General features: G+C 45.2%; 23 protein-coding genes. 15 read left to right on the top strand and 8 right to left on the bottom strand.

Annotated elements, in window-relative coordinates:
• Positions 1–93: 93 nt before the first annotated feature.
• Complete coding sequence (locus ACP2WE_RS09400; RefSeq protein WP_425215298.1) at positions 94–1,002, top strand: tetratricopeptide repeat protein; 909 nt, start codon at positions 94–96, stop codon at positions 1,000–1,002.
• A gap of 89 nt (positions 1,003–1,091) precedes the next feature.
• Here the strand turns inward: ACP2WE_RS09400 and ACP2WE_RS09395 are convergent, their stop codons facing one another.
• Both ACP2WE_RS09395 and der read right to left on the bottom strand, forming a co-directional pair.
• Entirely contained in the window at positions 1,092–1,274 is a 183-nt protein-coding gene (locus tag ACP2WE_RS09395; protein WP_425215297.1) for a hypothetical protein, read from the bottom strand.
• Between the two features lie 42 nt (positions 1,275–1,316).
• The gene (gene der, locus ACP2WE_RS09390; RefSeq protein ID WP_425215296.1) at positions 1,317–2,678 is read right to left on the bottom strand and encodes a ribosome biogenesis GTPase Der; all 1,362 of its coding nucleotides are present in this window, start codon (positions 2,676–2,678) and stop codon (positions 1,317–1,319) included.
• Between the two features lie 245 nt (positions 2,679–2,923).
• Here der and ACP2WE_RS09385 point away from each other — a divergent pair, with 245 nt between their 5' ends.
• Together ACP2WE_RS09385 and crtR are read left to right on the top strand one after the other, a co-directional pair.
• On the top strand, positions 2,924–4,213 hold the full coding sequence (locus tag ACP2WE_RS09385) for a glucose-1-phosphate adenylyltransferase (protein ID WP_425215295.1): 1,290 nt from the start codon (positions 2,924–2,926) through the stop codon (positions 4,211–4,213).
• Positions 4,214–4,438: 225 nt separating this feature from the next.
• A complete protein-coding gene (gene crtR, locus ACP2WE_RS09380) occupies positions 4,439–5,419 on the top strand; it encodes a beta-carotene hydroxylase (RefSeq protein ID WP_425215294.1) in 981 nt (326 codons plus the stop codon).
• Here the strand turns inward: crtR and ACP2WE_RS09375 are convergent.
• Positions 5,398–5,715, bottom strand: coding sequence for a DUF760 domain-containing protein (locus ACP2WE_RS09375; RefSeq protein ID WP_425215293.1), 318 nt, complete (start codon positions 5,713–5,715; stop codon positions 5,398–5,400). The genes crtR and ACP2WE_RS09375 overlap by 22 nt on opposite strands.
• A gap of 133 nt (positions 5,716–5,848) precedes the next feature.
• On the bottom strand, positions 5,849–6,214 hold the full coding sequence (locus tag ACP2WE_RS09370; protein WP_425215292.1) for a single-stranded DNA-binding protein: 366 nt from the start codon (positions 6,212–6,214) through the stop codon (positions 5,849–5,851).
• Positions 6,215–6,349: 135 nt separating this feature from the next.
• On the opposite strand from ACP2WE_RS09370, the gene ACP2WE_RS09365 reads away from it, so the two are divergent.
• On the top strand, positions 6,350–7,654 hold the full coding sequence (locus ACP2WE_RS09365) for a glycosyltransferase family 2 protein (RefSeq protein ID WP_425215291.1): 1,305 nt from the start codon (positions 6,350–6,352) through the stop codon (positions 7,652–7,654).
• Positions 7,655–7,803: 149 nt separating this feature from the next.
• Positions 7,804–8,121 carry a thioredoxin gene (trxA, locus tag ACP2WE_RS09360; protein WP_425215290.1) on the top strand — a complete coding sequence of 106 codons (318 nt, stop codon included), beginning with the start codon at positions 7,804–7,806 and terminating at the stop codon, positions 8,119–8,121.
• A gap of 26 nt (positions 8,122–8,147) precedes the next feature.
• On the opposite strand, the gene ACP2WE_RS09355 is transcribed toward trxA, so the two are convergent.
• Positions 8,148–8,765 (bottom strand): ribonuclease HII, encoded by a 618-nt coding sequence (locus ACP2WE_RS09355; RefSeq protein WP_425215289.1) that lies wholly within the window; start codon positions 8,763–8,765, stop codon positions 8,148–8,150.
• Positions 8,766–8,824: 59 nt separating this feature from the next.
• Here ACP2WE_RS09355 and ACP2WE_RS09350 point away from each other — a divergent pair, with 59 nt between their 5' ends.
• The 3 genes from ACP2WE_RS09350 to ACP2WE_RS09340 all read left to right on the top strand — a co-directional run bounded on the left by ACP2WE_RS09350 (position 8,825) and on the right by ACP2WE_RS09340 (position 10,233).
• The gene (locus ACP2WE_RS09350; RefSeq protein ID WP_425215288.1) at positions 8,825–9,403 is read left to right on the top strand and encodes a hypothetical protein; all 579 of its coding nucleotides are present in this window, start codon (positions 8,825–8,827) and stop codon (positions 9,401–9,403) included.
• A gap of 96 nt (positions 9,404–9,499) precedes the next feature.
• A complete protein-coding gene (locus ACP2WE_RS09345; protein ID WP_425215287.1) occupies positions 9,500–9,910 on the top strand; it encodes an element excision factor XisH family protein in 411 nt (136 codons plus the stop codon).
• A complete protein-coding gene (locus ACP2WE_RS09340) occupies positions 9,898–10,233 on the top strand; it encodes a XisI protein (RefSeq protein ID WP_425215286.1) in 336 nt (111 codons plus the stop codon). The genes ACP2WE_RS09345 and ACP2WE_RS09340 overlap by 13 nt, the downstream gene beginning before the upstream one ends.
• Positions 10,234–10,266: 33 nt before the next feature.
• Here ACP2WE_RS09340 and pgsA read toward each other — a convergent pair whose 3' ends face one another.
• Positions 10,267–10,827, bottom strand: a complete 561-nt coding sequence (gene pgsA / locus ACP2WE_RS09335; protein ID WP_425215285.1) for a CDP-diacylglycerol--glycerol-3-phosphate 3-phosphatidyltransferase — start codon at positions 10,825–10,827, stop codon at positions 10,267–10,269.
• Positions 10,828–10,899: 72 nt separating this feature from the next.
• Between pgsA and ACP2WE_RS09330 the strand changes: the two genes are divergently transcribed.
• Positions 10,900–11,826, top strand: a complete 927-nt coding sequence (locus tag ACP2WE_RS09330) for a glycosyltransferase family 2 protein (RefSeq protein ID WP_425215284.1) — start codon at positions 10,900–10,902, stop codon at positions 11,824–11,826.
• Positions 11,827–11,937: 111 nt separating this feature from the next.
• Positions 11,938–12,876, top strand: a complete 939-nt coding sequence (locus ACP2WE_RS09325; RefSeq protein ID WP_425215283.1) for an exopolyphosphatase — start codon at positions 11,938–11,940, stop codon at positions 12,874–12,876.
• A 172-nt stretch (positions 12,877–13,048) separates the two neighbouring features.
• Here the strand turns inward: ACP2WE_RS09325 and ACP2WE_RS09320 are convergent, their stop codons facing one another.
• A complete protein-coding gene (locus ACP2WE_RS09320) occupies positions 13,049–13,831 on the bottom strand; it encodes an SDR family NAD(P)-dependent oxidoreductase (RefSeq protein ID WP_425215282.1) in 783 nt (260 codons plus the stop codon).
• A gap of 660 nt (positions 13,832–14,491) precedes the next feature.
• The gene (locus tag ACP2WE_RS09315; protein WP_425215281.1) at positions 14,492–15,187 is read right to left on the bottom strand and encodes a response regulator; all 696 of its coding nucleotides are present in this window, start codon (positions 15,185–15,187) and stop codon (positions 14,492–14,494) included.
• 286 nt (positions 15,188–15,473) lie between these two features.
• Between ACP2WE_RS09315 and ACP2WE_RS09310 the strand changes: the two genes are divergently transcribed.
• From ACP2WE_RS09310 to ACP2WE_RS09290, 5 genes are all read left to right on the top strand, one after another.
• Positions 15,474–16,988, top strand: coding sequence for a bifunctional orotidine-5'-phosphate decarboxylase/orotate phosphoribosyltransferase (locus tag ACP2WE_RS09310; RefSeq protein WP_425215280.1), 1,515 nt, complete (start codon positions 15,474–15,476; stop codon positions 16,986–16,988).
• 306 nt (positions 16,989–17,294) lie between these two features.
• The gene (locus ACP2WE_RS09305) at positions 17,295–18,206 is read left to right on the top strand and encodes a YybH family protein (protein ID WP_425215279.1); all 912 of its coding nucleotides are present in this window, start codon (positions 17,295–17,297) and stop codon (positions 18,204–18,206) included.
• 121 nt (positions 18,207–18,327) lie between these two features.
• Positions 18,328–18,987 (top strand): ATP-dependent Clp protease proteolytic subunit, encoded by a 660-nt coding sequence (locus ACP2WE_RS09300; protein ID WP_425215278.1) that lies wholly within the window; start codon positions 18,328–18,330, stop codon positions 18,985–18,987.
• A 59-nt stretch (positions 18,988–19,046) separates the two neighbouring features.
• Positions 19,047–19,637, top strand: coding sequence for an ATP-dependent Clp protease proteolytic subunit (locus ACP2WE_RS09295; RefSeq protein ID WP_425215277.1), 591 nt, complete (start codon positions 19,047–19,049; stop codon positions 19,635–19,637).
• Between the two features lie 518 nt (positions 19,638–20,155).
• On the top strand, positions 20,156–20,803 hold the full coding sequence (locus ACP2WE_RS09290; RefSeq protein WP_425215276.1) for a hypothetical protein: 648 nt from the start codon (positions 20,156–20,158) through the stop codon (positions 20,801–20,803).
• Positions 20,804–21,159: the final 356 nt, after the last annotated feature.

The following is a 21,159-nucleotide window of genomic DNA, read 5'->3' as shown; positions in this document are numbered from 1 at the left end:
AAAATCAACATAAAATTTTACGCAGTAAGATCGACATAAAATCAAATTAAATTCAAATCAGCAAATTAATACATAGGGTTTAGGTTAGTTATTGTGGCACAACGTACGGCTCGACAATGGATCATCAACGGCGTATTGATTATCGTCACACTTTCATTTATGGGGATTTCGATCGCGCCGTTACTTGGAGGCATCCTAACATCTGCACCCTCACAGCAGGCAAAAAATGATGCTCAAACGACGACAGAGCAGGAAAAAATTAAAATTCAGATAGAAGGTTTTGAAGCAGTCTTAAAGCGCGAGCCCAAAAACCAAACTGCCTTGGTGGGCTTGATTAATCTGCGCAATCAGTTAGGCGATATCAAAGGAACCATTGAGCCGTTACAGACACTAGCCGACGCCTACCCCGACGAACCAGAATATCGACTGGTTTTGGCAAGAACCTATATTAATTTGAACGATCGCATCGCTGCCGCCGCCGAATATCGCAAAATCTTGACCACCAAGCCCGGTAACTTAATTGCGCTCGATAGCTTAATTGCGATGGAAGTACAGGACAATCGTCCTGAAGCTGCTATCGGCTTAATCCAAGACACCTTAAAAACTGCTGACACCGCCAACAAAATTCAGCCCAATACGATCGATAAGCCTTACGTACAGTGGATGCTAGGAGAAGTCTATCGCCGCCAAAATCGCTTTGCCGAAGCGATCGCGACCTTCGACCAAATGATTAAAGAAGATAGCAAAAATTTCCGCCCCGTCGTCAGCAAAGCCCAAGTCAAACGCGCTCAAGGTAAAGAAGATGAGGCAAAAGCCTTATTTGCAAAAGCGGCTGATTTAGCGCCTGCCCAGTACAAAGATGAGGTCAATCGCATTGCTAATGCACAGACACAATTACAGCCCTTCACGAATGACTCTAAGTCAGATCCAAAACAGTCCCCTGCCACCGCTCCTAGTACCTCTGGTACAACTGCACCAAGCAGCACGCCCCAAAAGAGATAATTAACGTGAGTCTGAGTCTGATTTTTATTAGCAACCCCAAAATTGCCTATTTTCTGTTTGCAGTCCTTTGAGAATACGTTGATGTCGATCTAATTGTTTTGCTGCTTGGCAATGACTTCTAGGACTGCGTTTTGCTCTTCTCGATCCATTGTCATTCGTTGCAGCATTGCTTCGACTGCACTGGCATTTGAGTTAGCGATCGCTTCAGTCTTTTGACTGCGTTCGGCAATTTCCACGAGAATATTTTCAACTCGATCTAGTCTTTCACTCATAGATTTTTTGTGACTCTAATAGTTACTGAACTGAGTTGGTGGTTAAACTCTGGTGGCTCGGTTAGAGCTGCGCTCGACTTCGCGCTGATTTTTGCCGCGCCACATCAGGCGGAGCGGTGTACCCTCAAATCCTAATGCCGAACGAAACTGCTTTTCGATATAGCGGCGGTAGTTATCGTTAAATCGTTGCGGATCGTTGACAAACAGGACAATCGCAGGCGGCGCGCTGGATACCTGCGTGCAGTAATAGATTTTGCCCTGTTTGCCCTGACGGCTAGAAGGAGGGGAATGCCAAGAGGTTGCCTCCGTCAAGGCTTCATTTAAGACCGCCGTAGATACGCGGCGACGATGTTGCTCGGCGACAATATCGACTTGATCGAGAATCTTGGTGACACGCTGCCCTGTGAGTGCGCTGACAAAAATAATCGGGGCATAGTCAAGAAACATCATGCGGCTCTTGACTTCTTGGGTGTAGTCATAAATGGTGTAGGAGTCTTTCTCTACTGCATCCCACTTATTCACCACAATCACGCAAGCACGACCTTCTTCATTGATTCGTCCTGCTAGTTTTTGGTCTTGCTCGGTCACGCCATCAACGGCATCGATCACCAACAGCACCACGTCAGAACGCTCGATCGCTTTAAACGCACGGTTAATACCAAAAAACTCAGGACCGTATTCCACATTCTTTTTGCGGCGGATCCCTGCGGTGTCGATCAGCCGATAGCATTTTTCGTCTCTAGAGACAACCATATCGATTGCATCGCGCGTCGTCCCAGAAATCGGACTCACAATCGCCCGTTTCTCGCCTGTAAAGGCATTGAGTAGGCTGGACTTGCCCACGTTCGGTCTACCAATAATCGCTACCTTAATTTCTTCAGGTTCTGGTTCTACCCGATCGGGGGCAGGGAAATGCTTGACCAATTCGTCGAGTAGCTCACCCGTACCATTACCATGGATGCCTGACATCGCGATCGGTTCGCCCAGACCTAACTGCCAAAATTCACCAGCCAACGCTAAACCAGAGTTAGCTGACTCACACTTATTTACAGCAAGTAAAACAGGTAAAGACTGCTCGCGCAACCACTGACCAATTTGCCAATCCGCAGCCGTGAGCCCTTCTTGACCGTCTACAACAAAAATTACGGCACAGGACTGCGCGATCGCCGTAAATGCCTGTTCGCGGATCAAGGGCAAAAATTCCGTATCGTCGGCAAATACCAAACCGCCTGTATCGACTACGGTAAATTCATGGGCCCCCCAAAAGCATTCTCGATAGGTGCGATCGCGTGTCATCCCAGGCTGATCGTGCACAATGGCTATGCGTTCCCCTGCTAAACGGTTGACGAGGGTAGATTTGCCCACATTAGGGCGACCGACAATAGCAACAATGGGGCGAGACATAGCGTTATGGGAGAGTCCCCTTTTGGGGGAGAGAATTAGTGCAGCTTTTCTATTCTAACTGGTAATTTCAGCGGACTAACACATTCAACCTGCCCCAACCTAAAAACTTTATGACGATCCCCTAACATCACAGGAAGATCGATCCTGACTTGCCAAGCATCACCACATCAACAGACAATGGTAAATAGCGAGGTTCAACATTAAGCGATGCAAGTTTAGAGCTAGAGAATAGAGTCAAAAAAAGTATGAAAAAAGTTCTGGCAGTAATTTTGGGCGGCGGACAGGGTTCGCGTCTATACCCGTTGACAAAGCGGCGAGCAAAACCAGCAGTACCTCTAGCTGGGAAATATAGATTGATCGATATTCCAGTTAGTAACTGTATCAACTCGGATATTGAGAAAATTTATGTTTTAACGCAGTTTAACTCAACTTCACTCAACCGACATATTACCCAAACCTACCGCCCTTCAACCTTTTCAGATGGTTTCGTTGACATTCTTGCTGCCCAACAAACCCCCGAAAATCCTGATTGGTTTCAAGGGACTGCCGATGCAGTGCGCCAATATCTCTGGTTATTAGAATCTTGGGATGTGAGCGAATATTTGATCCTGTCTGGCGATCATTTATATCGGATGGACTATCGCCATTTTATTGACCGCCACCGTAGCACCAATGCGGATATTACCCTGTCTGTTTTACCTGTCGATCATAAAAAAGCCTCAGCATTTGGGCTGCTCAAAATCGATGGAGACGGCAAAGTAATTAATTTCAAAGAAAAGCCCACAGGCTCAGAACTCGAACAAATGATGGTTGACACCACTGCGTTAGGGTTAGATCCTGTAGCGGCGAAATATAGTCCCTTTATTGCTTCGATGGGGATTTATGTGTTTAAGAAAGAGGCAATGATCGAATTGCTGAATGAAAACAAACAGTTTACTGACTTTGGTAAAGAAATTATTCCCAGTGCGATCGGTCGCTTTAACGTTCAGGCGCATTTATTCTCTGATTATTGGGAAGATATTGGAACCATTGAGTCCTTTTATCACGCCAATCTTGAATTAACCCGCGAACCTGAGCCACCCTTTAGCCTTTACGATGTGGATGCGCCAATCTATACCCGCGCGCGCTATCTACCCCCCAGTAAGCTGCATGACTGCCAAGTTAAAGATTCGATCATTGGCGATGGGGCGATCTTAAATCGAGCTACGATTACCAACTCGATTGTAGGCATTCGTCAAATTATTGAAGCGGGCTGCGTGATCGAAGATACGCTCTTGATGGGAGCTGATTTTTACCAAACCAACGATCATCTTGCCTCCGATCGCAAAGCATCGAAAGTGCCTCTGGGAATTGGCGAAAACTCTGTGATCCGTCGCGCCATTATTGATAAGAATGTCCGTATTGGCAAGGGCGTACAGATTATCAACAAAGATCACGTACAGGATTCGACGCGTGAAGACAAAGGTTTCTGCATTCGTAGTGGCATCGTTGTTGTGATGAAGGGTGCTACGATTCCAGATAACACGATCATTTAGTAATTTTTGCTCTGATTAAATTCTGCCCACCATTGCACTACCTAGAAATCCAACGGCTCAAACCTTTTGTGAATGCAGGTTTTGACTCTAATTCAAAACCGTGTAATAAATCTATACAATGTGCAATGGTGTAACGTTATACTACGGAAGAGTTATTTGCTTTTCTAAGTCATAAATTTCTTTTTATTTTTGTTTAACGTCATTGGATAAGTAAGGAGTGTGAACATGCAGCAGACAGGGAAAGCCCTGACTGTTCCGCTAGATTTAATGGGGCCGCCAGACATATTGAACCCAACTTTATGTCTACTACTCGGCTCAATTTGTCTAGCGATCGCCTCGACAACAGGCTACTGGGTGTGGAACTGGTCTCATTGGATTGTATTTTTATCTAACTTTGTGTCGCTGTATGTTTTGGGTACAGTCATCCACGACGCCTCCCATGGGGTAGCACATCGCAATCGGATCGTGAATGCTGCTATGGGGCATATCTCAGCCGTACTCCAAGGATTTGTCTATCCTGTGTTTACGCGCGTGCATATGCAGCATCACGCCCATGTCAACGATCCAGAAAATGACCCCGACCATTTTGTGTCTACGGGCGGGCCATTATGGATGATCGCTGTGCGCTTTTTTTATCATGAAGTGTTTTTCTTCCAACGTCGGTTGTGGCGCAATCACGAGCTAGTGGAATGGGGAATTAGCCGCCTTATCCTTGTTTCAGTACTAATTGCTGGATTTGAATTTGGCTTTATCAATTACATTCTGACCTATTGGTTTGTGCCTGCGGGCATCATGGGCTTGATGTTAGGGCTTTTCTTTGACTATCTGCCCCATCGCCCTTTTGCTGATAAATCTCGTTGGAAAAACGCTAGGGTTTACCCTGGCTGGTTCCTGAACATTTTGTTGTTGGGACAAAACTACCATCTTGTCCACCATCTTTGGCCTTCGATCCCTTGGTACTATTACCAAAAAGGCTACTATCAGATGAAGCATTTACTCGATGCGAATGGAGCCCCCCAAACACTTGGTCTGCTCAAATTCCCAGACTTTGGTAGCTTTATGTACGATGTATTCTTAGGAATCCGTTTTCATGGGCATGGCTCTAAAGATGACCAGAAAACCGAGCTAAAGCATCAAAAAGAACTTTCTACTTCAGCGTCTGAGCTAGAAAATCACGAAGAACCTCAAGCTTCATCTTCTAAATGAGCATGTGTAGAGAAGCTGTGATCTAACTGCATCCGAGTTTCCATTTGCTTTAAAAAATAACCAGTCATCATTGCCGAACCTAGCAACCCTGCTAGGTTTTCGCGATCGGTGGTGATGCTGATATTAAAGTGCTGAGGGGGCAACATCCCAACAAGATTTTGAATATTCTGCGAGATGATCTGCTTTACCTCTGGACTCACAGATTGCGCCACTTTTGCCAATGCGTCGGGTGGCTGATTTTGTAAGTAGGCTAATAGTGTGTTGTCACTAGCATTTAGTTCGTGGATGTCAAACATAGGTTTCTTTGTTGTCAAAATTTAGACTTATATGTATTTTTACATCACTGCTTATCGTTTCTAGGGTGGGAAACCGAAATCAAAGCACCAGAAAACCAACCATCAACCCAGATTATTTTGCAGTGCAAGGGTTTTAAAAATCTTCGTCATAGCCGCCAGTGCTAGCAGACTCGTTGTCACGCTTTGAGCCCAAGAGATCTAGTTGCTCGACACGAATTACGGGCTTTTGCCGCTCTTCCCCCGTATTGCGATCTTGCCAACGGTCAAATTTCAGCGAACCCGTAATACCGATCAAACTCCCCTTTTTGACATAATTGGCAGCAACTTCAGCACTTTTATCCCACAGTTCTAAGTCAAACCAATCGGGGGGCTCATCTCGATTACTGGTGCGACGATTTACAGCAAGCGTAAAGTTACAGACAACTTTGCCCGACTCAAAATACTTAACTTCAGGATCTCTACCTGCACGCCCAACCAGATTGACTTTGTTTAGACTCATATTTTTAGACCCGCATTCTCAGATATCTTATAGTCTACCGATTCGCGATCGAGTACCCAAGATTTTAGCTTTAGTGGGTCTTCAAATCAATCACAATCGTAACGATAGATCGAACACTTAATTATAGATCGGTAGATGGGTAAAGGATTTGGCAGTGCTTCCCGACCAGTGCGTTTGAGCTTGTGCGCGATCGCTAAAAATGAGGCGCACAGGTTAGGGAATTGTTTGGCGAGCGTTCGAGGATTTGCGGACGAGATCGTCGTTGTCGATACTGGCTCTAGCGATCGCACCGTAGAAATTGCCAAACAGCACAAAGCCAAAGTTTTTCGGTTTGCATGGTGCGATGACTTTGCTGCCGCGCGCAACTATGCCCTGTGCCATGCTAAAGGGGAATGGATTTTAGTACTTGATGCTGATGAACTACTCGATGCGGCCATTCAGCCCATCCTCACTGAGGTCATGCAACAGCAAACCTGTCTCGCAGTAAATCTCGTCCGCCTTGAGGTGGGAGCCAGTCAATCGCCCTATTCGCTCGTATCTCGGCTATTTCGGCGGCGATCGGATTTAGGCTTTACAGGAATCTACCACGAGCGCATCGATCGCTCCGTAGAGCAGATTATCGATCGCGAACCGCATTGGCAAGTCGTCACCATTCCCGCGATCGCGATTCATCATTATGGCTATCAAACCCATGAGATTGCGCAGAAGCAGAAGTACGACTTTGCCAAACGGCTCATGCACAAACATCTAGAGGCTTTTCCCCAAGATAGTTACATGTACAGCAAACTCGGCGCTCTATATGTGAGCGAATCTTCAAGTATCGGCGAATCCGAGCGTGAATCTCTTTCTGAGCCGATCGGGCAGGATTCTGAACCGCGAAATCTCAAGCTCGAACGGGGCATCGAACTCCTGCAAACGGGATTAGACTTAGCTTCTCAGCATTCTCAGCAAGACCAAACCCTATTTGAGCTTTACTATCATTTGGGCATTGCCTACACCCAGCGATCGCAATCAGAATCCGCCAAACAAGCTTACCAAACCGCTCTGGAGTTAAATGTGCCCGATCTGGTGAAGTTGCCTGCCTACAATAATTTGGGCAGTATTTGGCTTGAGGAAACAGCCTATGACTTGGCGATCGCTGCCTACGCACAGGCGATCGCGATCGCCCCAGATTTTGCCAAAGGATTCTGTAACTTGGGTATTGCCCTCAAAGCCGCAGGGCGTCTGGGTGAGGCCCTGTCTGCTTACGAACGCGCGATCGCCATTGCTCCAGAATATGCCGAGGCTCATCAAAATTTAGGGGTAGTGCTCCTACGGTTGGGGCAAGTCCCGTTGGCGATCGCCAACTTTAAACAGGCGATTTTTTATCACGAACAACAACAAAATTTTGCGAATGCTGAGGCTTTGCGATCGGGCTTGCAAGATATGGGGTTATTTTGATAGATATGCCTCTCGGCTAGTGGTTTTTTAGCATGGTTGACGACCCTAGCCACTAAAATAAATAAGTATACTCGGAAGAGAGAAATCAAGAATCGAAAGCCATCCCAGAAGGACGGAGCTTTAACCCAATTTTTCGGTAAGGAGAACTTATGACCGTCAAAAAACAGTTTGCCAGTTTTGAAGAAATGATTGAGGGATCTGAAGTACCACTCTTGGTAGATTTCTATGCCCCATGGTGCGGTCCTTGTCAAATTATGGCACCGATTTTGGAACAGGTAAGCGCAAAGATCAGTGACACAGCTCAGATCGTCAAGATCAACACCGACACCTATCCCAGCTTGGCAACTCAATACGCAATCCGCGCCCTGCCGACCTTTGTGCTTTTTAAGAACGGTCAGCCCGTCGATCGCATCGAAGGTGTGCTCACCGCCGATCAGCTTTACAGTCGGATGCAACAGTGGATCTAGTCAAGTATTCCTAAATAGAAGACTGTCTAGGTTTTGACCTTAAAAGATTGACGGTGTAACTCGGTATAGCCAAATTTTTGAATTGCCAACCTATGTTTGGCTGTACCGTAGCCTTTATTTTGGGCTAAGTCATAATCGGGATAGTCTTTGGCTAAATCATCAATCGCGCGATCGCGCCATACTTTCGCCACAATGCTGGCGGCGGCGATCGACAGCGATAATTTGTCTCCTTGAATGATGGTCGTTTGGGGAATTGGCTCGATCAGCTGAAATCGTAGAGGCTGATTGCCATCAATCAGACAGTGAGTTGGCTGGGGCTTTAACTGAGCGATCGCGCGTTCCATCGCCAATAAACTCGCAGCCAAAATATTCATCGAGTCAATCTCTGCGACCGTGGCAGTTCCAATTTGGCAATCAACGGCAATGCCGCGAATCAGCCGATCTAACTCATTTCTGCGTTTGGGGCTCAGTTTCTTACTATCGGTTACCCCAGCTTTCTCTAGGTCGTCAAAAGCGGCGATCGGCAAAATCACTGCGGCAGCAACCACCTCCCCAAATAATGCGCCTCGCCCAACTTCATCCACCCCCGCAACGGGATGATGTTCTAGTTCAAAGGTGCGTAGTTCAAAATTTCGATCGGTCATGCAAAATTAAAGGATACATTTAGGTCTGTTCTCGTTCCTACAATCGCCCATTGGTGTGAATGTTCAAAAGTAATTTTGCCATAGCCGTGATTTTAAGCGCGATCGCCCTCATGGGTCTGGGATTGCATGGGTGTAATTTTACTTCTTCCAACTCTGCCCCATCTTCTCAATCTACGGCTTCAACGCCATCATTAGGCGATCGCTATGCCTTTAAACAAGGCGGATTTTCTTTGCAAATACCCAAGGGCTGGCAGCCCAAAGAGATCGCCGATCTGAAGTACGAAGCGATCGTCGCTCCTCAAGCGATCGATGGCTTTTCTAACAGTATTAATTTTATTGACGAAGCCTTTTCTGGTTCGCTTACAGACTATGAAAGTGCGAACTTTAAGTTAGCGGAAAAAGCTTTTAAAAATTTTAAAACGATCGCTCGCACAGAATTCAAAACTGATGCAGGGGCATCAGGCATTCAGATCGCAACGGAATCAGAGCAGTTAGGCAATCGACTACGCCAAGTTTTCTTTATTGTGGACGCGCCCCAAGGTAAAAAACTGATCGTTACCTATACCTGTTTGGCGAAAGATGGCGATCGCTTTGCCCCCCTATTTGTCGCTAGCTTAAAAAGCCTACAATTCAACTAGTTATAGGCAATAGCTTGAATTCATTGTTGTACAGTTTAGGAAAAAAGGTAAAAGATGAAATTAAAAAGAATGTAAAAAGTTAAGAGGAGATGAGTAATGGCTAAAGATCTTTTTCATGATGTAGTAAAAGAGGCTCTTCGGAGCGAAGGATGGCAAATTACCCACGATCCCTTTCCTGTAGACTATGGTGATGTGCAGATGCAAATCGATCTTGGGGCTGAACGTCTAATCGCTGCCCAGCGAGATACCGAAAAAATAGCCGTAGAAGTAAAAAGCTTTACCAAACCCTCCGCCATCTCCGAATTTCATACTGCTGTTGGACAATACTTTAATTATCGTCACGCCCTACGCACTCAAGAGCCTGCCCGAAAGCTATACCTAGCTGTTCCCAGCCAAACTTACGATCAATTTTTCAGACTGCGATTCGTCGAAGAAATAGTCCAAGAGCAGAAAATTCTTCTGGTTATTTACAACATCAAAACTGGAGGTATCCAATGGATAAATTAGAGCAATATCGGCAAACCGTAAAAGAAATTCTGACTGAACATAGCCAGATTAAACCCGTCTATGGTGAGATTCAGATGAAGCTTGTACTCGATCGAGAGCGAGATCGATATCAATTACTCCGCACAGGCTGGCTTGAAGAACGTCGAGTCTACGGCACACTCATTCATATCGATTTAGAGGATGGCAAAATCTGGATTCAATATGATGGGACAGAAGTCGGGGTCGCGAATGAGCTAGTGGAACGAGGAATCCCAACAGAAGATATTGTCTTAGCCTATCACTCACCCTTCATGCGGCAATATGATGGCTTTGCTGTTAAATAAAGTGATTGGGGCGATCTCGGTTGAACGAAGCCGTTAAGCTTCTTGTTTCGAGGGCAGGATATAAATCAAACCTGAAATTAAAGTGAGGGCAACTGCTAGCCAAAATAGCCAAATGGCGAAGGGTAATCGCACGATCAACCAAGCGATCGCCAGAATTTGTACGACGGTTTTGGCTTTACCCCAAAGATTTGCCCCAACGATCTGTGGCTGTTCTGGAGAATTCTGAGAGGAACTTTGAGAGGAACTGGGTGCGCCGCGCCATGCCGTAATCACCATCTCTCTTGCCACAATCAAAAATACGCCCCAAGCAGGAACCTGCCCCAATTGGACGAGCAACAGTAAAGGGGCCAGCACCAACAGTTTATCGACCAGTGGATCGAGAAACTTGCCCAGATCGGTGACTTGGTTGAGTTTGCGAGCTAAATACCCATCCAGCCAATCGGTGAGCGCAGCGATTAAAAATGCTACCAAAGCGATCGCTCGACTCAGATCGCTATCTTGCCAACTCAAGATGCTCAAAATCGCAGGTACGGCAAGCAATCGAGATAGTGTCACCCAAGTCGGGAGCGTAATGGTGTGGATAAATTGCAACATCAGAGAGAAAAAGTACAATCAATAGCAATCCTACTGCATTCCACAATCTGCAATAACTTTCCTTTCTGATATATGAATAGTCAAACCCCTGAAACGCAAAGCGCTTCACCCTCTTTAAAGGCTCCCCTAAAGGTGAGTGTGGTGATTCCGAGCTACAACATGGCTAAATACTTACCACAAACTCTTGATAGCGTTCTCAGCCAGGACTATGAGAATTTTGAAGTGATTGTCGTTGATGATGACTCGACCGACGATACAGCAGCGATCGTGGCTCAATATGCTGGCAAAGTGAGCTACGTACATCGCCCCAATGGGGGTGAATCCGCTGCTAGAAACTCAGGCATCAAAGCAGGAACAGGAGAGGCTTTTATGTTTGTGGATGCTGACGATCTGCTTCCTGAAAAGGCAATTTCAACTATGGCAAATCGGTTGGCACAACTAGGTGAAGATTATTGCTTAGTGCATGGCGAAATGGAAAGCTTTGATGATTCTACAGGGAAGCCTTTTGCTGTTAGTAACTTTAAGGATATTGCTCAAAATCGCCGCAAAATTTTTACAGAGATGAGCAATATGATTCTTGCTAGTTTGGTACGCACGCAAGCCCTGCAAATGGTAGAGCTGTTTCCAGAACATGTGAAGTGGAGCGCAATTACCGAAATAATCATGAAGTTGGCGAAATGTGGCAAGTTTTATAGTCTCGATCGCGTTGTTTATCAATACCGAATTAGACCAGACTCGATGTCAAAGGGAGTTTCCTACGAACGATCGCTGCTTTTGACACAGCAAAGTCGCGATCGGCTCACAACGTTACTCAAGGGTGAAAGCTTACACACCAAAATCGAAGCATGGGCGGCTCACTATCTTAGAGCAGGGATCAATTTCCATCAATTTAATCGTCATTTAGCACGGAGATTCTTACTTTTATCACTTTTAATCTACCCCTTTAATCTCGTACCCCTCAAGTTGTTACGAGCTAGTTTCTTGAATAAACTCAACTAGAAAATTCTAAAAAGCTGTAAATTCATCGCACCTCAGCAAATGCCTCTCGCCTCAGGCAAACTTTCAGATTAGTATGTGTCTATTAATGTGGATGAATTTGGAGGCACCTTCATGTCAACAGAAAGTAATAAATATAGACTGATCACCCGCAGTGATTTTGATGGTGTAGTCAGTGCAGTTCTGCTAAAAGAACTGGATATGATTGATGACATTAAGTTTGTCCATCCCAAAGATATGCAGGATGGCAAAATTGAGGTGACAGACAGAGATATCACTACTAATCTACCTTTTGTGGAAGGCGTACATTTAGCCTTCGATCATCACCTCAGCGAAACGATTAGGGTACAAGAAGGGCGGGACAATCATGTGATTGAGGCAGATGCTCCTTCGGCAGCAAGGGTTGTGTATAACTACTACGGCGGCAAGTTCAAGTTTCCCAATATTCCCCAAGCGATGATGGAAGCTGTGGACAAAGCCGACTCAGCTCAGTTTAGTTTGGAAGAGATTTTGCATCCCGAAGGTTGGGTATTGCTAAATTTCTTAATGGATTCTAGAACGGGGTTGGGGCGATTTAGAGAGTTTACCGTTTCTAATTATCAACTGATGATGCAGTTGGTGGACTCCTGCCGCAATAGTTCTATTGAAGAAATTATGGCATTGCCAGATGTGAAAGAACGTGTCGATCTCTATCTCGAACAGGCAGAAAAATTTAAAGATCAACTGCAACGATGCGCCACCGTACATGAAAACCTTGTGGTTTTAGATTTGCGCAATGAAGAAGTCATCTATGCGGGCAATCGCTTTATGATTTATGCTCTTTTTCCTGAGTGCAACATTTCAACCCATGTAATTTGGGGGGTGAAGCAGCAAAATACAGTATTTGCAGTAGGTAAGTCGATTGTAAATCGCACTTGCAATCTCAACATTGGTCAGTTGATGCTCAGGTATGAGGGGGGCGGACATGCCAACGCTGGTACTTGTCAAATTCCCAACGATCGCGCCGAGCAAGTTTTACAGGAGCTGATTGAGAGCATTATCAAAAATAGCTAAGCCTTGAGAATTGAATCCATTCAAAAATCCTAAAAATCGAGGTTTGCAACGTTGAACTCTGCAAACCTCGACCTTTGGAAATTACCCCACCCTAGCCCTCCCCTTGCACTAATCGCGAAGCGACTTCCCATAGGGTATGGGAGGAAGATTGCTGGTTTTCCTAAAAAAGCCCTTAACGGGAGGGCTCATAGACTGGGGCTGCGGTTTGAATCACTCTCTCCATTAACCAGGGCACAATGCGATGGGCGATCGCGGCGATGCGACTTTGCCAATCCACAAAGATCTCGGGAGATTCAGAGAGGACTCCCTTTACCAGCGCCTCGGCGACCTGTTTCGTGGTACTGGGAACCACCCATCGAAACAGTTGCATTTGCCGCACCATATCTGTGTCGGTTAGAGAAGGTAGCAAAGCTAGCACGCGAACGTTACGATTGGCTAGTTCTCCTCGTAATGCTTGGGTAAAACCTAAGATGGCAAATTTTGTTGCCGAGTAGGTAGACATTGTGGGTGCTGCCAGCTTACCCATCAAGCTAGAGACATTTACAATCACACCTTCTTGTTGCGAAGCCATGCGTCGTGCCACTAAGCGCGTTACGGTATACAACCCCATGAGATTGACATTAATCTCTTCTTGTACGTTTTTGAGTTTAGATTGCAAAAATGGGGCTTGATGGGCGATACCCGCACAATTTACCAAGAGGTGAATCGGACCATAATCTCTCCAAGCTTGCGAAATGGTGGTGCTCAAAGCTTCAACTTTAGTTAAATCTACAGCCAAAGGAATTGCTTGCACGTTCAATTCTTCAATTTCAGCAGCAAGATCGGCTAGGGCTTGGGCATTACGAGCTAAGAGCAGCAGACAGCTAACACCTTGGTTTGCTAGTTCTAGCGCGATCGCTTTCCCGATTCCCCGTGAAGCTCCAGTAATCAGAGCTGTTTTTCCTTTGATTTTCATGTGTTCCTCCTAGATTTGAGGTGTCACTATCGGCATTCGGAGATATGCTCCGTACACTTTACAAATTGCAAGCTAGCTGCATAATTCAAAACAACAATGACTTTAGGATTTGATAAACCCCTGATCAGACAACAGCGATCTGTTCCCCAGATGCAATGCAATTGCGATCGCGATGCCTTATGTTTTGGATTATGTTTCCGAACAGGCGAGTGGAATGTTTTAATCTGTTCTAGAAGTTAGCTGCTTTGTATAAATTTGCTATGTAGTGAAAGCAGCGATAGTGACGTGAGTTCAATCGTTGTAGATAGGTAGAGTCGTGAAATAATATTGATCGAAAAATTGAAAAAAAGATTGAAAACCAAATTAAACGCTTGTAGCAATGCTTAGCTTGCAACGTCAGGCAGAAAGAGTGGGGAACCGATTGGTTAGTTTGTTTGGCATGGATCTCACTCCTTGTAGGTGTAAATACCTATTGGTTTTATTCCGACAGCTTCAACTTAGCAAGGGGATCAATTCACAACAATATACCGTTCGACATATTTCTTGACATGAAGTATGTTCTCTGTATTGAAACTGTGAAGATTCGGAATGGTTCAATTTGTAGAGACTCCAACTAGCCAATCTGTTGAGCCACCATGGCATGAGAGGGTGTATCGCGATCTATTTGACTAGACCAGATCGTAGGGCTCTGACCGCAGCTTGGGTGCGATCGTCAGCACAGAGTTTGTTAAGAATATTTCTAACATGGGTCTTAACTGTGCCAACGGTAATGTAGAGACGTTCGGCAATTTCGGCATTACTATAGCCATTGACGATTTCTGCCAAAACTTCAAGCTCGCGCTCGGTGAGCGGTGTAGCTTCTAAAATTTGCTTGTATTCAGGCTGAGAGGCTTCAATCTCGACGGTTGTCGTGCTGTCTCCCTTGCGGACTTGACTGAGAACGATACTGGCGATCGCTGGATCGATCCAAGAGTTACCCTCCGCTGTCAGTTTTAAAGCTTGGAGGAGATTCTCAGAGCTGATGTCTTTGATGCAATAAGAGTCTGCCCCAGCGGCAAACGCTGCGAGCACCGTGTCTTGGTTATCGGTTAGGGTCAAGATCAAAATCTTAGGGGTAGCGCCTGACTCAAAGGCATGGGCTTTAATTTGCCTCGTGACCTCAACGCCATCAATATCAGGAAGTCCTAGATCGACAATCACCACATCGGGCTGCTGCTGGATCGCCTTACTGACCCCTTCATTTCCAGTTGCAGCTTCACCTACTAGAGCAAGATCGCTCTGCTGTTGCAGGGTAATCTTCATGCCCACACGGGTGAGATCGTGATCTTCGATTAGCACAACACGGATTTGACTCATAACTTAAACAGGGGTGATGAAACTTTTGGAGCAAATGGTTTTGAAAGCGTTGCGAAACTTACAACAGAAAAACAACAGGGATCGGACGATCTGCACTTACTACTAATCAGGATTGCACACAAGGGGACAGATTGAACAGCGAACAAGGTAATTGATAATTTGTAAGTTCGTCATTGGTAAGAGAATTCTGGCTTTTATGGGTACTTTTAGGGGGTAGATATCCAGACAGAGTAGATTGCTGAATACCGTAGCGATCGCCCCAAATCAGTGCGAAAATAAATCTTATATGAACTTTGCAACAAAGCTAAATGCAGCGATCGGAGCTAACCAAAGCATTTTATGCCTAGGTTTAGAGCCTAACCCAGAGGTAATGCCTGCAAACTATCTGGCTAAATATGAAGCGGATGAGAGTGCTAGTCCGATCGATAGCTTATGGGAATGGATGCAGTTTATTATTCACTCCACCTCAGATTTAGTCTGCGCTTATAAGCCAACCCTAGGTTTTTATACGGCTTTGGGTGCACCTGGACTAGAACTACTCAGCAAAACCTTAGCGGCGATTCCGTCCCACATCCCCATTATTCTCGATGCCAAACACGCCGATCTTAATAGCAGTACGGTAATGGCACGCACTGCATTTGAGCAGTGGCAAGTTGATGCGATTACAATTAGCCCCTATATGGGACAGGACATTGCGGCTCGCTTCCTCATGTATACAGACAAAGCGATATTCATTCAATGTCATTCTTCTAATACCACAGCTAAAGCCCTACAGGAATACCCCGATCGCACTGCACCTTTATACTTAGAAGTGGTTAAAACCTGTCAAGCTTGGGGTAGCTCAGAGCAGCTTGGCTTAGAAGTCGGAGCTGCTACCCCTGAGGCATTGGCACGGATTCGGGCTGCTGCCCCAGAGCGTTTGATCTTAGGGCGGAGTCTCTGGGCAAATGTTGACGATCTGCCAAAAGAGACAGATACAAGCAATTCTGACGCCCAATCCTTAGAGACTTTGCAACAAATTCTCGACGCGGGTTTAGATGCCAATGGTGAGGGCTTGCTCATTCCCGTCAATCAAGATGTCTTGACTACCGTAGAGCCTGCAAACTTGGTGAGATCGCTGCGCGATCGAGTCAATCAATCTAGACTGCATGTCACCAGTCAACGTCCTGCCTGCCCCATCTGGCTACCTGATGTCTGCTTGCTCAATCGGCAACCGCATTTAGATCTGATTTTGCAGCTCTATGACATTGGCTGCATCATGTTTGGCGAATACGTCCAAGCCTCAGGTGCAGTGTTTCCCTACTATATAGATCTGCGGAAAATCATCTCGAACCCACAGGTGTTTGAAAAGGTGATCCATGCCTATGCCGAAATTCTTGAAAACTTACACTTCGATCGCATTGCTGGCATTCCCTATGGCTCGCTTCCGACTGCCACAGGTTTAGCACTCCGCCTTAACTACCCGATGATTTTCCCGCGCAAGGAGGTCAAAGCCCACGGTGCTAGACGGCTGATTGAAGGCAATTTTCATGCGGGCGAGACCATTGTTGTGGTTGATGACATTTTGATCTCAGGCAAAAGCGTGATGGAGGGCGCTGAAAAGCTAAAGGTGAGCGGACTGCGCGTTGAAGATATTGTCGTGTTTATCGATCACGAGCATGGGGTGCAGCAACGACTGAGCGACAATGGCTATCGCAGCCATGCCGTGCTGAAAATTTCTGAAATTACCGAAACCCTTTATCAAGCAGGGCGACTCAATGAAGTACAATTCCAAACTATCGCCAAATCAGAAACAGGTTAGGATAATTGATATTTCTTTTGGGTTGTTTTAATTTTTGGTGTTAAGGATATTTCTAGCAAAGAAACTACCGTTGCTATCTAGTAAGTCGGACTTACCCCCTTTAATTCCCCCTTGTAAAGGGGGAAGATCGGAAATCTTATTCCCTCCCCTTGTAAAGGGGAGGGCTAGGGTGGGGTAAATTCTAAATGAGAAATGTCCTAAGTCGCCTTCAGTGTTTGGGAAACAATTTTTAGGAAATAAAGTTACAAGCTCCCAAGCATTTGAATTTTTCACTCTTCCGATCCACCCTAACTCTCTAGATAAACCATGCTCAAGCAAGTTGCTCTTTTGCTGATTACCGCTTCCTTAACTACGGTTGCACCTCTATTTAGCTCGGCAGTTTCAGCAGAACCCACTCGACAAGCGCAGCCCAGTCAAATAGCGCAAGCCGATCGACTTGCGCCCCCCGAACTTAAGAGTGTCGTTACTGGCCTAGATGCGGCTGCCAACAAACGTGACATCAATGCGGTCATGCAGTTTTATGCTTCTAACTTTAGTCATAGTGATGGGCTAACTCGCGATCAACTCAAAGAATTTCTGCAAGAACTGTGGCAACGCTATGCTCAGCTTAAATACAGTACAGAGATTGTCAAATGGGAGCAACAAGGTGACAAGATCGTGGCGGAAACGGTCACACAGATTGATGGGGTGAAATCCAAAAAAGATGGTGACTTTAAAATCACCGCAAGTCTAGCTTCTAGTCAGGTCTATCAAAAGGTAAACGGTAAGTGGCAGGTTGTAAGCCAGACAATTCTCTCAGAAAAAAGCTCAATGACCTCGGGTAGCGAACCGCCAAAAGTTGAGTTACGAGTGCCCGATCAGATTGGCGTAGGGAGGCAATATGCCCTTGATGCGATCGTTATAGAGCCATTAGGCAACAATTTGTTACTTGGAGCAGCCGTAGAAGAAGCGGTGAATGCCAGAAATTATATGAAGGATGCCACGATCGATCTCGAACCTCTGCGTGCAGGTGGTGTGTTTAAGATCGGGCAAGCACCATTTAAAGAAGGCGATCGCTGGATCTCCGTCGTTCTTGTCCGCGAAACAGGCATTACGATCGAAAGCCAAAGATTGCGCGTAAGCACGAACTTTACGGGCAATCAATACACCCCCTTACCTGAGTACGGTACGACGCCTAGCCGCGTGCGCCCCAACCCAAACGATCGCTCCTCGTCTTAAAGTTTCCCGATCCAGTGCTTTACAAAAAATATTGGACGGCTAACCCTACTTTGTCATCGCGACCTCGCTTGGGATCGCTATGATAAAGTAGCAGTATCAGCTCCATATCGCAATTGAACCCATGAATCAACCAGTCCAAGCTGTACAAGCAGGATATTATGGCGATGCCAACTATCGCACCTATCCACCTGACTTACAGTCGCTACTGCTCAAAGAGCGCATTGTTTACATAGGGATGCCCTTGGTAGCTGCTGTAACCGAACTGATTGTAGCTGAGCTACTGTATTTGCAGTACGACGATCCTGAAAAGCCCATCTATATTTACATCAACTCCACTGGGACAGCACGAGAAGATGGCGAACCAGTTGGGTTTGAAACAGAGGCATTTGCCATCTGCGACACGATGAAATATATCAAGCCACCGATTCACACCATTTGCATTGGGAATGCTGTGGGTGCTGCGGCAATGTTACTCTCGGCTGGAACAAAGGGATTTCGCGCCAGTTTGCCCAATGCCAGTATTGTCCTACGTCAGCCTAAGAGCTATGCGCGGGGTCAAGCCACGGACATTGAAATTCGCGCTAAAGAGGTGGTCGCAAATCGCGACACGATGTTGAAGATTTTGGCACGAAACACTGGACAACCCATCGAAAAGATTATCAAAGACATCGATCGCTTGTTTTATATGACGGCTGAAGATGCTAAAGAATATGGCTTGATTGACAAAGTGCTAGAAAGCCGTAAGGACTTACCCAAAGCGATTCCTGCTGCGGTCAAGTAAAGAACTGTCTAAAGTGCTATTCATTCCACTCAATTAACCCTTCATCCCCACATAAAGTTATGCCCATTGGAGTACCCAGAGTTCCCTATAGAATGCCCGGATCGCAGTATACAGACTGGATCAGCATCTACGATCGCCTCTATCGCGAACGCATTATCTTTCTCGGTCGCGAAGTTGATGATGAAATCGCCAACCAAATTGTGGCAGTCATGCTTTATCTCGACTCTGAAGATCCCGGTAAAGATATTCGCCTGTATATCAACTCTCCTGGTGGTTCTGTGACGGCAGGTATGGCAATTTTTGATACCATGCAGCATATTAAGTCGGATGTCAGCACCATCTGTGTCGGTCTGGCTGCCTCGATGGGTTCCTTTTTGCTGATGGCAGGCACGAAAGGCAAGCGCGTGGCGTTGCCGCACTCTCGGATTATGATTCACCAACCGATGGGTGGTACGCGAGGACAAGCGACTGACATTGCGATCGAAGCGAAGGAGATCGTGCGTGTTAAGGGAATGCTCAATAGCGAGTATGCCAAGCGCACGGGTCAGCCCCTCGAAAAGATCGAACGCGATATGGATCGCGATTACTTTATGTCAGCAGATGAATCAAAAGCCTACGGTCTCATCGATCGCGTCATCGACGCAGTTTAATCTCAATTCCAGATTGTACAAATTTTAATTACATCTAAGACAGAATGGAAGTCAATCCAATACTTCCATTCTGTTTTTTTGACGCAATCTTTAGAACTCGACAGAAAGAACTTAACCGCAGGAATGTCTTCTCAGTCTGATAGGAGTAGTGCTTGACCTGAGGAATTGCGTACTTGGTCTAAAAGTTTTCGGGGGGGTGGCTCTGTTAACATGAGCAATTTTTAGATGGTTGTCTATCTAAATAATACCTGAAAGTTTCTGCATAACACGCTGATTTGGGTGATTAGGCAGAAACTTTCTATATAACCACACCAAATTGGGATCTTAGGCGGAAAGTTTCGGCTTTTGACCCCGTATAGGGCGTTTATACTGAAAGTTGACTTTCTGCATAAACACCCTATAGTCAGATTAGGCGGAAAGTTTCCGTCTAATACATAGTTATACCGAAGAAATACGTCCGTCATAGGTATCTATCTAGCTCAGATCGTATTATCAAAAATGCACTCAAGTTTTAGTTTATGAAAATACGCTCTCAAAAACTTGTTTTCTTAGTTTTTACATTTGGTTTCATTTATGCATTTTCACCAATTTCATTTTCTATCAATCAAAATGAAATTTCTATCTCTGAAAAAGTCTTGTCTCAAACATATTTTAAAGACTATAAAGCGCAAGGAAAATTCTCGTTTAAGTATCCACAATCATGGACAATTGTTGAGGATATAGACAAAAAAGATGGAACAAAAACAATCTTGTTCTCAAAAAGTGGTGCTTCTAAGGACTTATTAGGCACGGTTAGTATGAGAGTAACTTTATCTAATATCTATTATAGAACTTCAGTATATATGGGGCGAGATCCATCCTTTGAGAACAGACAGAGCGTGTTTATTAATTCACCAAACTCATCTGGGTTAATTTTGAAAAAAAAGGGGCATATTAATAGGCATAGATATATTCAGATTGAAGGCGATCAAGACCAAGGCTACTATATTCAAAAAAGCTCTAATTACTTCATTGAGTATTCCGAAAAATTCGATCTAGTGATTGAGACAGCTATCGTCAATCAGGTATCAATTGGAAATAGGCAAACTTTAATATTGGATAAGGATTCGTATCTAAAATCAGTGAAAGAGGTAAATACAGTTGTTAGCTCTTTAAAGATTCCTTAGCTCTTCGAATAACGTTATATATCAATTAGTTGAGCAAGAATGGTTGGCTTCATATTTTATTATCGTGATACTATGGGCGAGCGCAAAGATAAGTAATTGATCAGCGATCGGTGTATAACATAGTCCCTGAGGTGGACGGAAGTCAACAAGGAAAATAAACCTCTTTTTTTGAACATATATCAAGAACTAATTTAGGCAGTACCAATCCATCCAATATCGAGAATTCCATTTCTTCGGAATTCTCGATATTGGATGGATTAATCTTAAGTTCTTCCCTTCTATAGAGTTCTATATTTTCAAGAGGAATTAATATCTAGAGGGCTTTCTAGTTGTTTTTGGTTTTCCTTTATCCTCTC

The sequence above is a fragment of the Tumidithrix helvetica PCC 7403 genome (assembly GCF_965232925.1).
GTDB lineage: Bacteria > Cyanobacteriota > Cyanobacteriia > Pseudanabaenales > Pseudanabaenaceae > Tumidithrix > Tumidithrix helvetica.
Note: the sequence above shows the minus strand (reverse complement) of the source record. Positions and strands in the feature narration are given on the sequence as shown.